We start from the raw sequence: 14,403 nt of genomic DNA, 5'->3' as shown, positions 1-14,403 counted from the left end.
CTCTTTATTTTGTCTGCATTTTAGTCAACAAGGGAAATTCCCAGCTTCTTCATTTCATGGAAAAGCCTTGCCACCGGCAGTCCCACCACATTATTATAGTCACCGCAGATTCCCTTTACATAAATCCCCCATCTGCCCTGGATTCCGTAACTTCCGGCTTTATCCATGGGTTCTCCGGTAGACACATAAGCCCTGATTTCATTCTCAGACACCGGATAAAATTTCACATCTGTTTTCTCATAAAAGGTATGTTCTATCCATTGTCCCTGCTTTTTCTCCAGAACTGCCACTCCCGTATATACCTGATGTGTATTGTCCTGAAGCCTTTGCAAAGTATGAACTGCATCCTCCTCATCTGCCGGCTTGCCCAGAATGCTGTTTTGAAAAACCACAACTGTGTCTGAACCGATCACCAGTGTCTTTTCCTCGCATTCCCCAAGCTCCTCTGCCACGGAAACTGCCTTATCAAAAGCCAGCTTCTGTACTGCCTCTCCCGGCTCATCCGAAGTCCGTTTCTCCTCCCCATGGGCAGGTATGATCGAAAAGGTCACTCCTGCCTGAGTCAACAGCTCCCGTCTTCTTGGGGAAGCAGATGCCAAAATAATTTTTCTCATAATGTACCCTCTTCTTTCCTGTCATAGTATACCTTGTATCTTTCTCTGACGCAACCGGTTTTTATTGCTTTTTGTCGGATCGTGAACAAGCCAAAACTTACCCCTTTTCTTTTTGGCAGAAATGTATTAAAATATCTTTATTCATATGCGAAATGACCAATATCAGAAAGGAGTATTATTATGGCAAAGCTTAATAAATATTGGGGATTTGTAGCAGTAGGTGCCCTGACCGCGGCAGCAGCCGGCGCGGTGGCAGCAGTGATCACAAAAAAACATCCTCATACAAAAGATGAGGATTTCACAGAGGATTTTGACGATGCATTTGATATCGCCTTTGACTCCGATGAAGAAGAGGAAAAGGAAGTTCTGCAGGAAAGTGCTGAAGATTTTGAATCCTGGGACGCTGATTTAGAACAGGGTGACATCACTGAAACTGATGAAGAGCCTGAAAGCTCTGATGATGCCGAAACTGACGAAGAGACTGAAAGCTCTGATGATGTAAAAACTGGCACTATTCAGGATACTGAAGCAGATGCCGAATCTGACGTTAAAGCAGATACTGACGCAGAATAACATAACAACATAAAAAAACGGATCCGTCTGATACTATTCAGATTGATCCGTTTTTATTTATATAATAGCTATTTCATTATATAATAGTTATTTCAACTTTAACTTCTTACTATGAAGCACATTCCTTATCAGGCTTTCGGCAGTTTGAATGAACTCTTCAAAGATACAATACGGTTAAATACCGGAGCGCCTTCCTTGGAGTCATGGATATCTGCACAGAAAAATCCTGTTCTTACAAACTGGAAGCTGTCATAGCCTTTTGCTTCCATAAGTGCAGGTTCTACATATGCAGTAACTTTTGTCAGAGAATTAGGATTTACGTTCAGAGAACCATCCTCTTTATTATATACACCTTTCTCCTCATCTACGATATTCTCATAGAGACGTACTTCTGCTTTTCCTGCCTGGCTTGCTTCCACCCAATGGATGGTTCCTTTTACTTTTCTGCCATCCGGTGCATTGCCGCCCTTTGTTGCTGGATCATAAGTACAGTGCACCACACGTACAGTTCCATCTTCATCAGCTTCATATCCTGTACAGGTTACGAAATATGCGTTCATAAGACGAACCTCTGTGCCCGGGAACATTCTCTTATATTTCTTAGGCGGATCTACCATAAAGTCTTCTCTCTCAATATAGAGTTCTCTGCCAAACGGTATTTTACGGGTTCCCAGTTCTTCGTTCTCCATATTGTTCGGAGCTTCCAGATATTCTACTTCGCCTTCCGGATAATTATCGATCACAAGCTTGATCGGATCAAGAACAGCCATCAGACGAGGACGTTTCAGTTTCAAATCCTCACGGATACAGTATTCAAGCATTGCATAGTCAACAGAGCTGTTTGCCTTAGATACACCACAGAGTTCCACAAACATTTTAATGGATTCCGGTGTAAATCCACGGCGGCGCAGCGCTGCGATGGAAACCAGACGTGGATCATCCCATCCGTCTACAATGCCTTCCTCTACCAGTTTCTTAATGTAACGTTTACCTGTAACTACATTTGTCAGATACAGTTTTGCAAACTCAATCTGCTTCGGTGGCTGCGGATATTCCAGTTCTTTTACAACCCAGTCGTACAGCGGTCTGTGATCCTCAAACTCCAGAGTACAGATAGAATGTGTGATTCCCTCAATGGCATCTTCGATAGGATGAGCGAAGTCGTACATTGGATAGATGCACCATGTGTCACCGGTTCTGTGGTGTGTCATATGGGCAACACGATAAATAACCGGGTCACGCATGTTCATATTCGGAGATGCCATATCGATCTTGGCACGGAGCACTTTCTCTCCGTCTGCATATTTGCCTTCTTTCATCTCTTCGAAAAGCTGCAGGTTCTCTTCTACACTTCTGTTTCTGTATGGGCTTTCTTTGCCCGGCTCTGTAAGAGTTCCACGGTATTCGCGGATCTGATCTGCTGTCAGGTCACATACATAGGCTTTGCCTTTCTGAATCAGCTTTACAGCAGCTTCATACATCTGTCCGAAATAATCAGATGCAAAAAACAATCTGTCTTCCCAGTCTGCACCCAGCCATTTAATATCTGCCTTGATGGATTCTACAAACTCACTCTTTTCCTTGGTCGGGTTTGTATCATCAAAACGCATATTGAACTTGCCGTTATATTCCTGTGCAAGGCCATAGTTTAAAAGAATAGATTTGGCATGACCGATATGAAGATATCCATTCGGTTCCGGTGGGAAACGCGTATGCACGGTGTCATAAACACCCTCTGCTAAATCTTTATCAATGATATTCTCAATAAAATTCTTGGAAACTGTTTCGTTCTCCATCTTCTTCCCTCCTGTTGTCGTATTTTATACTGTTTTTTCACACATCTATATATAAAAAATACAACTGAATATTTTTTATGTCGAATGAATTTATATTATCATTGGAAATTCCATCTGTCAACCGTTTACGCAACAGTGACAGGCCTTATATTCAGCTTGTAAATTTGTTACAGTGTTACTGTTCACACATAGTTACTGTTCACTCCGTTCACAGTAACACGCTTCGCGATGCACAGAATTTATGCTGATCGCATAAATTCGCGCGGTATGTCTCGGGTTTTCTGTGACCTTTGCTCACAAAAAACACCTCGCGGGATATTACCAGTGAACAGTAACCACACATATACACTCTCTTTCAGCAGCTAGCTCATATCCTTGACTAACATCTTGCAAAATATTATAATTATATTAACATATCAAGGAGATGCAGAAATATGAATAATGCACTACCAATTGGAGATTTAAGTAAAACTTACCTAGAACATTCTATGGTTATCAATAACTTTGTTATTAAGATCGGCAGCCAAATCAAAGACAGCTTATATCGTGTCTTTGGTGATGGTGTTCAGTATGAATGGCGTGAAAATGATGATAAAGTAATCATTCCTGACGTATCAATCATCTGTAATCTGAGAGACCGTAAGAACATTTCTTTCACTGGCATTCCCCGCTTTGTGATGGAAGTTTTGTCCAATGCCACAGAAGAATATGATCGACATGAAAAGATGGATATTTATTGCAAGGTCGGTGTCTCTGAGTATTGGATCGTTGACTGGAGAAAAAAATCTGTAGAGATTTATCTCTTCGATTTCAAAGAAGATGGCACTGGTTATCCGTATCTTTATAAGACTGTCACAGCCCAGAATAAAGAAGATTTACATCTGGTTATGTTTCCGAATCTAAAGATAACCTTTGACGAGCTGTTCGACATTGGTGAATATTAACACTACAAAGAGTAGGTGCTGCTGCATCTGCTCTTTTTTGATAATACGTTTTTTCTGTTTCGTAGAATCATAGGAAATATAAATACGCTCCCTTCGATTCCTTTTCGCATTCCATTGCAAAACTCTAGCAATAGGCAGGGATGCAGACTGCTAAAAAGAATAAACCGATCAACTGAGCCATTTTTGAAAAATAACGCATAAACCAAGGGGATAGCTTGTGTTACTGTTCACTCCGTTCACAGTAACATAGCCAAAATTCATTCCAGATTGCCTGCGGCAATGGAATTTTGGCTTGTATGTCTCGGGATTTTGGCATATTCATGTCAAAACACCTCGCGGAATAATGGTGTGTGAACAGTAACTAGCTTGTTCTTTTTTATTTTTTCAAGCTCATCTGCATATTGATTTCATAATCCGCATATGCTATAATGCCAGTAGGCAAAGAAATAATAATTTGTCTGGCAAGGACAAAAATGAAGCCCTCGGTACCGCTAATACCGGGGGCTTCTTCTTATTTTTTATAGCAGACAAGAAACTGCTAGGCTAGCGTTGCCCTACTTGTCGCCGTCTAACCATTTGATGATATAGTGGCAAGCTATACCAGCCGCAAAGGAGACAAGAAAAGAAATAATAATTTCTGACAAGGAACTCACCTCCTCCCGTTGCCGGGTATCGGTTGGACAACGCTGTAAGTATAACATATCTCTTGTCATTCTGGAAGTACAAACAGTTCTTAAAAGTATATCAAAACTTCTGTTCTGATTACTTTTGAGTTACCAAAATTCAAGAAATCTTTTATTTTTAAGCAATAAAAAAAGCTGATGACGGGAATTGAACCCGTGACCCCTTCCTTACCAAGGAAGTGCTCTACCTCTGAGCCACATCAGCATTGTGTCGGATTTACCGCTCACATTTGAATATGTTACCAGAACTTGTTTGTATTGTCAATCCCTATTTTTCAACTTTTTGATTTTTATTTTTGATTTTATACAGATATCTTTCTATTTTTGATATTGCTCCAGCTGCTCCCTGATCTTGGTTCGGATACGCTGTAATGCATTATCTATGGACTTGGGTGTTTTTCCCATGATCCGGGCAATCTCTCCGTATCCGTTTCCTGCCAGATAATATTCAAGAACCTGGTTCTCCATTGGACTTAACGTTGCTGTTATCTCCTGCTCCAGATCCTGGACATTCTCCTGGTCAATAATGATAGACTCCGGGTTCTCTCCCCAGTTATCTCCAAGATGTTCTTCATTTTCCCCATCCTGTTCGCTGAGAGAAATATAGGAATTCAGCGGCTGGTGCTTCTGCCTGTTGGAACTCTGGATGGCGTTGTAGATCTGTCTGTCCACACATATACTGGCAAAGGTCTGAAATGCAGCATCTCTGTCCGGCTGGTAATCGCGGACTGCCTTAAACAGTCCGATCATACCTTCCTGTATCAAATCATCGTTCTCCCCGCCTATCAGGAACATGGTCCTTGCTTTCTTGCGGACCATGTTCTTGTATTTCTCCATCAGATAGTCGAGGATTTCTGATTCCCCGTTTTTGAAACGGGAAATTAATTCTTCATCTTTAATTCCGTCATACTGTTTCATCAATTTAACCCTTCCGTTTTTCTGAAAATCTCTATCATTCGCCCAGAGGGCTTCTTATAACATAACAATATTGTGGAATAATTTTATTTCTTCTGCAGTCTCTGACGTACGATCTCATATCCAAGTACTCCGGCTGCCACAGATGCATTAAGGGAATCAATGTCACCCTTCATAGGAATAGATGCCACGAAATCACACTTCTCACGGATCAGTCTGCTTACACCTTCCCCTTCATTTCCGATCACTACACCAATCGGACCTGTCAGGTTAAGATTGTACATGGTTTCGCCGCCCATATCTGCACAAACAAACCACATACCCTGTTCTTTCAGTTCATCGATAGTATGTCCAAGATTGGTAACCTTTGCAACAGGTGTATAGTTTAACGCACCTGCTGAAGTCTTGGCAACTGTGGAAGTCAGGCCAACTGCTCTTCTTTTGGGAATGATTACCCCATGTGCACCTGCAAGGTTTGCTGTACGGATGATTGCACCGAGATTATGAGGATCCTCAATATTATCCAGGATAAAGATAAACGGATCTTCTCCTTTTTCCTTTGCTTTCGCAAGAATATCTTCTACACTTGCATATTCATAGGCTGCCACCTGAGCGATCACGCCCTGATGTGCGCCTGTCTCACTTAACTGATCCAGACGTTCTTTTGCCACATAGTTAATAATCGTATCTTTTTTTCTTGCCTCTCTGGCAATAGTACGAACCGGTCCGTCCTGGCATCCGTCCAGGATAAAAAGCTTATCTACACATTTTCCGGAACGAAAAGCTTCCAAGACTGCATTACGTCCCTCTATCTGTTCACTCATATCTTATCCTCTCCGATTCCTGCACGGACCAGCTCTATGATCCTGCTGAAATCATCTTTTAAATATAAATAACCCATCAGAGCTTCAAACCCTGTTGCCCTGCGGTAGTCTGCCATAGTTGCATGCTTCGCCATTGTAGGAGAATGAGCATTTCTGCCTCTTCTGTAAACGCTGTGTTCCTCCTCTGTAAGCATAGGTTCGATCACTTCCATCATGGAAGACTGAGTTCCTGCCTTAACCAGACTGCTGGCCTTTCTGTGAAGCTGGTTAACCGGACAATTGCCTTTTTTTACAAGGATCGTACGGATCACCAGTTCATAGACGCCATCTCCGATATACGCCAATGTCAGCGGAGAATAGGTTCGCAAGTCTTTATCTTCCAAATGAAACACCTGATGAAGCAAATCTTTCAGATTACTTAAATTCTCTTCATTAAACCCGTTTGTTTCACTCATATCATTTAAGCTCGTTTCCATTTTACGCCCTCACGGGTATCCTTAAGGATGATTCCCTTAGCCAGAAGCTCATCTCTGATCTCATCTGCTCTTGCGAAATTCTTTGCTTTTCTTGCTTCCTGACGCTCTGCGATCAGGTCTTCAATTTCTTTGTCAAGGATTTCTTCTGTTTTCACAGCCTTCAGACCAAGTACATCACAAAGTTTGACCAGCGTATCTAAAAGACTTCCTGCAAATTCTGCAGAACTTGTCTCTGATACATTTGTATTTGCAAATTTAACCAGTTCAAAGATTGCTGCCAGTGCATCTGCTGTATTGAAATCATCATCCATAGCTTCTTCAAATTTCTTTACGAATTCCTGTGCCTGTGCAAGCAGTTCTTTCTCTGCATCTGTTGCTGTGTCTGTCTGTGCTGCTGCTTTTCTGTCCTTTAAGTTTGCTGCTGCATCTGTGATACGCTCTAATGCATTCTTTGCAGCTTCCATCAGATCTGCGCTGAAATTCAGCGGACTTCTGTAATGTGCGTTCAGCATGAAGAAACGAAGCACCTGCAGGTCATACTGTTCACTGATTTCACGAACAGTACGGAAGTTTCCAAGAGACTTGGACATTTTTCTATTATCAATATTTAAGAATGCATTGTGCATCCAGTATTTTGCAAAGATTTTGTCGTTGCAGCATTCGCTCTGTGCGATCTCGTTCTCATGATGAGGGAAGATCAGGTCTTCTCCGCCTGCATGAATATCAATCTCATCGCCAAGATATTTTTTCGCCATAACGGAACACTCAATATGCCATCCCGGACGTCCGTCACACCATGGTGAAGGCCATGACGGTTCTCCCTCTTTTTTCGGTTTCCAGAGAACAAAATCCAGCGGATCTTCTTTCTGGTCTTCACCGGATACCTGCAGGGAACGGAAGCCTGACTGCAGATCATCCAGGTTCTTGTGCGAAAGTTTGCCATATTCTTTGAACTTCTTAACTCTGAAATAAACAGTACCGTCTGCTGCCGGATAAGCATATCCCTTATCAACCAGAGTCTGGATCATACTGATCATTCCGTCGATTTCCTGTGTTGCCTGTGGATTGGTTGTGGCAGGTTTTACATTCATGCCATCCATATCTTTCTTACACTCTGCAATATAACGCTCGGAAATTTCCTGTGCGCTTACGCCCTCTTCGATTGCTTTCTTGATGATCTTGTCATCTACGTCTGTAAAATTGGAAACATAGTTTACTTCATATCCTTTGTATTCCATATATCGGCGTACGGTATCGAAGATGATCATCGGACGTGCATTTCCGATATGGATCAGGTTGTATACAGTCGGACCGCAGACATACATACGAACTTTTCCCTCTTCAAGAGGTACGAATTCTTCTTTTCTACGTGTCAGTGTGTTAAAAAGTTTCATGTTTTATTCCTCCAGTTTTCTCTATCATTAACTCTCTTTTCTTTCATTAAGAAGACAGATCGCCTGAGACGCAATTCCTTCTTCTCTTCCCGTAAATCCCAGTTTCTCCTCTGTAGTGGCCTTAATGTTCAGCTGAGACTCATTGATTCCCATTGCTTTCGCCATATTGGCTCTCATCTGTGGAATATGAGGTGCCATCTTTGGTTTCTGTGCAATGATCGTTGCATCTATATTTCCGATTTCATAGTGGTGCTCTCTCAAAAGCTTCGTTACATGCTCCAGCAGCAGAATACTGGAAATTCCTTTATATGCAGGGTCTGTATCAGGAAAATGTTTTCCGATATCGCCCAGTGCTGCTGCTCCCAGAAGTGCATCCATAACTGCATGGATCAGTACATCTGCATCTGAATGTCCCAGGAGGCCTTTCTCCCAGTCTATCTTCACACCACCTAGGATCAGATCTCTGTCTTCGGCCAGCCTGTGTACATCATATCCCATTCCAACACGCATAATCATTCTCCTCTTATATCCAGCATCTTGCTGATTCTTAATAAGCTTAACCGTCTCCTTGTATAAGGAGCAAGTCTGAGGCTTGGCAAAACAGCCGATTCATCAAGTCCAATATCATAAACGGTTTTCGCACATCCGGCTTTCTCCAGCAAACGGAACATGGTCTGTTCACTGGGAAGCTCATCAATAATCTCCTCTATCCCGTTCAGACATTTTTCCAGATGCTGGGGTGAAATAGTTTCTAACAATTCCGGCTCGTTTTCTTTTCTTATTTCTTCCAGAAGTCCTTTTTTTCCAAAAGTTTCTTTCAGAAGCTCCTCATCTTCATTCTCATAGGGTTTTGCGTGACATCTTCCCTGTGTGATGGCTGCAGCAATACGCTTGTATTCTTCCAGTACAAGAAGTGCTGCTACAGAAACTTTCTCACCGTGAAGTGCATCCAGCGGACCATTGATCACTTCCATATCCCACAGATGTGTGACCTGATGTTCTGCGCAGGACGCAGGCCTTGAATTACCGATCATCTGCATTGCTAGTCCGGAAAGAATCAGCGCATACATAAGCTGTTCGCATTCATCTTCCTCTCCCTCTGTAATATCCTGAATCGAAGATTTTACGGTTTTTAACGCTTTCTCTTCCAGTTTTACAGTTTCGCGGCAAAAATACTCTCCGGTAACCAGGTTCGCAATCTTCCAGTCTGCGAGACAGATATATTTCGCCATCAGGTCTGAAATCCCGGCTGCTGTCAGACGCTTTGGTGCTTTTGAAAAAATATCTGTATCTGCATATACACAGATCGGAGCTACTGAAGGCACAGTCTTCTTCACTCCATCCAGGGTCATTGCTGCTACTGTTGTCACAAATCCATCTCCACTTGCTGCGGTAGGCACTGAAATGAAAGGTACTTTGTAATTATGTGCAATATAACGGCTGATATCATGGATCGTGCCTGCTCCTACTGCAAGGATCAGGTCAATGTCCTCTTCCATGTTGTTCTCCACAATTTTTATTGCATGCCGGTCTGCCTGAAGTCCCTCTGCATCCAGAACAAGTACCTGGCACCTGTCATAGATATCCTCCATAAGTTCTTCTGTTGCCGCATAGGTATTGGTATCGCAAATGACCAGCGGGGATATGTACTCTCTGAGCATTCCCTCTGACATCTCTTCTTCAAGCTTCTCTACAGCTCCGGCTTCTATCAAAATCTCTTTCACTGCAATCTGGTGTTCCCTGCCGCAGCTGCAAGGTCGGGCAAAATCGTCCGCATCAACTCGCATTTAAATTCTTCCTCCTGACTTTCCTGAATCAAGCGGATAAAATCATCCACCTGACTACCTGCTCATAATTGAATAGTTGTTTTACAGCCTGATTCGGTTAAACTTTTTTCTATAGGCATAGTTCGTTGGTATTATACATGATTTCCCTGTAAAAATCAATCATTCCACGTATGTCTGGCAGCTACAGATTTAAATAATTATATACAATCTTTGAAATGTTCTGTATATTCGTCACCGCTGTTTCCTCTGGACAACCTTCCGACATAATACACAGAATGTATGTTGTCTTTTCGCCATAGACAATTGCGATATCGTGCTGATCCTGATCTGTCTCTCCGGTCTTATTCGCTGACTTTATCCCTTCCGGCAATCCCTGTGGAATTTTCCAGGTGTTTTCCTGATTTGACAGAAGATTTAACATTTCTTCTGACGCCTCTTTACTGACACATTCCCCCTTGTAAATCTTTTCAAGCAAAGTACCGCAATCCTTCACAGAAGTCATATTTCTGCCTCCAAGGCTCTCCTGTGCGGATGCTGCAGGATGGAGGGTGTGCTGCACACTTGTCTCTGTATAGCCCTCTTTCTCCAGATACTTATTAATATCCTCCGCACCTTTTTTGAAATCAAGGGAATCTGTCTGAAGCTTCACCAGTTCATTGCAGGATTCATTGTCACTGACTGTGATCATATTCCACAGCAAGTCATTTAATTTTACATCTACAGTTTTTGTATCTGCAGTATTTAATTTCTTTGCCTCGTCTGCCTTTACCTGCTCCATATCCTCATATGTCTTTGTCATTACAAAGGCTTTGATCAGACTTGCAGAATAAAGGGAAGTATCATTGATCAGGATTTCCTTTTCTTCATTAAGGTCTTTCACGTAAACGCTCCATGTTCCCTGATATCCAGACAGCATCTTCTCAATCTGGGGCTCTAGATTATCCATCCCAAGCTCATCCATATTCACGATCTTTCCCGTATCATCCACAATAAAACCATCATCCGTCACTGTACTTTCCTGAAGCAGGGCACCATTTGCACCGCCGAAATAATAGCTCCCGTCAAAATTCATTTCATAACAGTCCATTTCAAGTGAATGGATACCCGGTTCTGTTACCAGTCTGCCATTTTCATCAAAATAGTAATATCCGTTCAGAGTAATCCCGTCTATTGTAAGATTGTCAATATACCTTACCTGCGGTGCTGCTGACAGACGCCCCAGATTGTTCACAAAGTAATATCCGTCAAATTTCTCTGCCTCCTGGGTATTCTGTGTATCAGATTCCTCCTCTGTCTTGTCCCCAAACACTGCAACACCTTTCAGATGCTCCATATGTGGACTGCAGGCTTTGAATTTCCCATCTGTATCATGATAATAATATCCATCAAATACAGTTCCGTCTATCTCATAATTCTCAAAATAATGGATCTCTGCCTGGGTACTTCCGGCACCGTTTACATCCAGACAGTAAAATCCGTCACTCTTCATCATATATTTACCGCTTCCATCTCCCATGGGCTGAATCTGTGCCTGCCCGGTGACAGATGCAAGACTCTGCTGTGCAGCCATAACAGGAGCCGGCAAAGCCAGTGCCATGGAAATGACTCCGGCCAGACTTCCGGCTATGATATAACTTTTAATATAATATTTAGCTGTTTGTCTATTTTTTCTCATGCAAAACTCCTTTTACGGTTTCTTTTCACATCCCATTCACAGTAAGCAAAGTATATATTGTTTTATTCAGGATATCAAGATTTTTATCTCTTTTCCAGCAAAGACCAGGATTCCAGTATTACAACTCAGTCCTTTTCTCTGATCCTGTTCCAGAAGCTTCCTAGCTGTTCTTCCACAGTATTTAAAGTACAGTTTCCCCTGTCAGACCACTCAGCAGGAAACAGATTCCTGTAATCTCCCCCTGCAAATCTCTCGTCCAACAGAAGTATGATGCCTGTGTCCTCCTGAGTTCTGATCACACGCCCGGCTGACTGCAGCACCTTATTCATTCCCGGATATCTGTATGCATAATCAAATCCATTCACACCCTTTTTATCATAATACTGCCTGAGGATCTCCCTTTCTGTTCCGATCTGAGGAAGACCGGTTCCTATAATGATCGCTCCGATCAGTTTCTCTCCCATCAGATCAATCCCCTCTGAAAAAATCCCGCCCATTACGCAAAATCCTACCAGTGTTCCTTCTGATGCAGAAAATTCCTCTAGAAATTCCTCTTTCTCCCTCTCATTCATTCCTGATGTCTGCGAAATACAGCGAACCCATTCTGCTGAAAACTCATTCTCATACACCTCCAGAACATCCTCCATAAATTTATAAGAAGGAAAGAATACCATATAATTTCCTTTTCTTGTCCATACAGTTCTGGCAATGTAAGATGCAATCCTGTGATATTCCTCATATCCTCTTCTGGTATACCTGCTGCTCACATCCCGTCCTGTAAGAATGCACCTGTTCTCCTGCCGGAAAGGGGAAGTCACATAAATCCCATAGTCATCCTTTCTGGTGCTTAAAAGTGTACGGTAATAGTCCATGGGAAGCAGGGTCGCAGAAAAGAAAACCGCACTTTTTCCCTTTTCCAGACATCTGTGGATATTTGCTGCAGGATTTACACAGAAAAGCCGCAGGATCACCTTTCCCCTTTCTCCTATTTCTGTATAAACCACATAATTTTCATCCAGAAGTTCATCAATGTTCAGGAAATCTCTCACACAGAAATAAAACTCCAGCAGCTGCTCCGGAAGTTCCTTTCCATGAAGCTCCTCCAGAAGCTTGTCCATCTCCCCCATCACCTGAAGCATTCCCAGGGAAACTGCTCCGGGATTTGGCAGGATTTCATACTCTGTACACTCCTTTTCCAGAGTTCGAAGCTGTCGGTTCACTTTTTCCAGTGCTCGCACCAGACCTTTGCTGTAATCCCCGGCCAGTCTCTTCGCCTCCAGTACGTCCGCTCTGTCCACATGAGCACTGTACATTTCCCTTCCCCTGTCCACCAGATTGTGAGCTTCATCGATCAGAAAAATGTATTCTCCGGAAGTACCCTCCCCGAAAAATCTTTTCAGATAAACATTGGGATCAAATACATAATTATAATCACAGATCACAGCGTCCACCCAGACTGCCAGATCCAGACACATTTCAAAGGGACACACCTGCCATTTCTTCGCATATTCCAGCAAAGTATTCCTGTCATAGCTGTCCTGCGTAGTCCACAGTTCAAAAACAGCATCATTCACTCTGTCCAGATGTCCTCTTGCCCACAGACAGTTCTCAGGATTGCATTCTGTTTTATCGCAGAAGCACAGTTTTTCTTTCGCAGTAATGGTAATCACTTTAAATTTCAGTCCATGCGCCTTCAATATGGAGAACGCTTCTTCAGCTACAGTCCTGGTAATAGTCTTTGCTGTAAGATAGAAAATATTTTCCCCTAATCCTGCACCAACTGCTCTCACTGCAGGAAAGATCGTGGACATGGTCTTTCCAACTCCTGTAGGTGCCTGGATAAAAATCTGTCTTTCTGTGGATATCGTGTGATATACACCGGATACGATTTTTCGCTGTCCCTCACGATATTCAAAAGGAAATTCTAGATCACTCATGGACACATTCCGTTCTTTTTTCCATGCAATCTGGTATGCGATCCATTTATGATATCTGTCCAGAAGTTCCTGGTACCACAGTCTGAGTTCTTCCAGCATATATTCCTCTCTGAAAAACTTAAGCTCCTCTGTGTCCAGATTCCCATATGTCATCTGCACTCCGATCTTCTCTGTTTTCTGTTCCTGTGCGTAGATCCAGGCATAACACATTGCCTGTGCGCGGTGAACCTCCACAGGCTTCTCCAACTGACTGACATCTGCATAAACACCCTTGATCTCATCGATCCAGCACTGTCCATCTTCTGTGAAGATTCCGTCAGCTCTGCCCTCTACCTGGATACTTACATCTTCATATTCTGTTTTATATTTAAGAGAGACCTCCGCTCTGTAATGACTTCCCATCCTGCCCTGTATTTTTCTGTGCAGTCTGCTGCCCTTCTGCATTGCTTCTCTGTCAGAAGATCCTCCCCGGTTGTCAAGATCCCCGCTTCTTAATATAAACTCCACCAGATTTCTGACGGAAATACGAACCACCGGCTTATCCATAATCAAAACACCTCACGCAACAATAGCTGCCAAATAATTATCCAACATCGTCCGTTCATTATAACACAGAATTCATCATCATGTAAAAACTCCTGAATTCAAGAAAGAATCCTGCTTGCAGGATTCTCCACGGGAGTTTGACAGTTGAATAATAGAAAAAGTACTTGCAGGCCTTGTAAAACCTGCTTTTTTTGTGTCATTTTTTTGTTTTTATGCATGTTATTTTCTGTTATTGTGTG

The 14,403-nt window shown here is 42.5% G+C and carries 12 protein-coding genes and 1 tRNA gene; 2 read left to right on the top strand and 11 right to left on the bottom strand.

All coding sequences use genetic code 11. The annotated features are described in order from the left end of the window. Positions 1-20: 20 nt before the first annotated feature. Complete coding sequence (locus H8Z82_RS10235) at positions 21-614, bottom strand: Maf family protein (RefSeq protein ID WP_019161078.1); 594 nt, start codon at positions 612-614, stop codon at positions 21-23. Between the two features lie 180 nt (positions 615-794). Between H8Z82_RS10235 and H8Z82_RS10230 the strand changes: the two genes are divergently transcribed. Beyond that, on the top strand, positions 795-1,187 hold the full coding sequence (locus H8Z82_RS10230) for a hypothetical protein (RefSeq protein WP_019161077.1): 393 nt from the start codon (positions 795-797) through the stop codon (positions 1,185-1,187). A 128-nt stretch (positions 1,188-1,315) separates the two neighbouring features. Here H8Z82_RS10230 and H8Z82_RS10225 read toward each other — a convergent pair whose 3' ends face one another. Then, positions 1,316-2,983, bottom strand: coding sequence for a glutamine--tRNA ligase/YqeY domain fusion protein (locus H8Z82_RS10225; RefSeq protein WP_019161076.1), 1,668 nt, complete (start codon positions 2,981-2,983; stop codon positions 1,316-1,318). A 488-nt stretch (positions 2,984-3,471) separates the two neighbouring features. Here H8Z82_RS10225 and H8Z82_RS10220 point away from each other — a divergent pair, with 488 nt between their 5' ends. After that, positions 3,472-3,927 carry a Uma2 family endonuclease gene (locus tag H8Z82_RS10220; RefSeq protein WP_330607920.1) on the top strand — a complete coding sequence of 152 codons (456 nt, stop codon included), beginning with the start codon at positions 3,472-3,474 and terminating at the stop codon, positions 3,925-3,927. Between the two features lie 816 nt (positions 3,928-4,743). Here H8Z82_RS10220 and H8Z82_RS10215 read toward each other — a convergent pair. From H8Z82_RS10215 to H8Z82_RS10175, 9 genes are all read right to left on the bottom strand, one after another. Then, positions 4,744-4,815: transfer RNA gene (locus tag H8Z82_RS10215), tRNA-Thr, on the bottom strand. A gap of 113 nt (positions 4,816-4,928) precedes the next feature. After that, complete coding sequence (gene sigH / locus H8Z82_RS10210; protein ID WP_044997041.1) at positions 4,929-5,531, bottom strand: RNA polymerase sporulation sigma factor SigH; 603 nt, start codon at positions 5,529-5,531, stop codon at positions 4,929-4,931. An 80-nt stretch (positions 5,532-5,611) separates the two neighbouring features. Next, the gene (rlmB, locus tag H8Z82_RS10205; protein WP_019161073.1) at positions 5,612-6,349 is read right to left on the bottom strand and encodes a 23S rRNA (guanosine(2251)-2'-O)-methyltransferase RlmB; all 738 of its coding nucleotides are present in this window, start codon (positions 6,347-6,349) and stop codon (positions 5,612-5,614) included. Continuing rightward, positions 6,346-6,825, bottom strand: coding sequence for a Mini-ribonuclease 3 (locus tag H8Z82_RS10200; RefSeq protein ID WP_019161072.1), 480 nt, complete (start codon positions 6,823-6,825; stop codon positions 6,346-6,348). Before H8Z82_RS10200 ends, rlmB begins: the two co-directional genes overlap by 4 nt. Then, positions 6,810-8,219 (bottom strand): cysteine--tRNA ligase, encoded by a 1,410-nt coding sequence (cysS, locus tag H8Z82_RS10195; RefSeq protein WP_186995056.1) that lies wholly within the window; start codon positions 8,217-8,219, stop codon positions 6,810-6,812. The genes H8Z82_RS10200 and cysS overlap by 16 nt, the downstream gene beginning before the upstream one ends. Before the next feature lie 27 nt (positions 8,220-8,246). Next, positions 8,247-8,729, bottom strand: a complete 483-nt coding sequence (ispF, locus tag H8Z82_RS10190; protein WP_186995055.1) for a 2-C-methyl-D-erythritol 2,4-cyclodiphosphate synthase — start codon at positions 8,727-8,729, stop codon at positions 8,247-8,249. 2 nt (positions 8,730-8,731) lie between these two features. Then, a complete protein-coding gene (locus tag H8Z82_RS10185; protein ID WP_186995054.1) occupies positions 8,732-10,006 on the bottom strand; it encodes a sn-glycerol-1-phosphate dehydrogenase in 1,275 nt (424 codons plus the stop codon). 181 nt (positions 10,007-10,187) lie between these two features. Beyond that, the gene (locus H8Z82_RS10180; RefSeq protein WP_186995053.1) at positions 10,188-11,681 is read right to left on the bottom strand and encodes a serine hydrolase; all 1,494 of its coding nucleotides are present in this window, start codon (positions 11,679-11,681) and stop codon (positions 10,188-10,190) included. Positions 11,682-11,806: 125 nt separating this feature from the next. Next, positions 11,807-14,164 carry an ATP-dependent DNA helicase gene (locus H8Z82_RS10175; RefSeq protein WP_186995052.1) on the bottom strand — a complete coding sequence of 786 codons (2,358 nt, stop codon included), beginning with the start codon at positions 14,162-14,164 and terminating at the stop codon, positions 11,807-11,809. Between the last annotated feature and the right edge of the window lie 239 nt (positions 14,165-14,403).

This window comes from Blautia difficilis, from assembly GCF_014297245.1.
In the GTDB taxonomy this organism is placed as follows: domain Bacteria; phylum Bacillota; class Clostridia; order Lachnospirales; family Lachnospiraceae; genus Blautia_A; species Blautia_A difficilis.
Note: the sequence above shows the minus strand (reverse complement) of the source record. Positions and strands in the feature narration are given on the sequence as shown.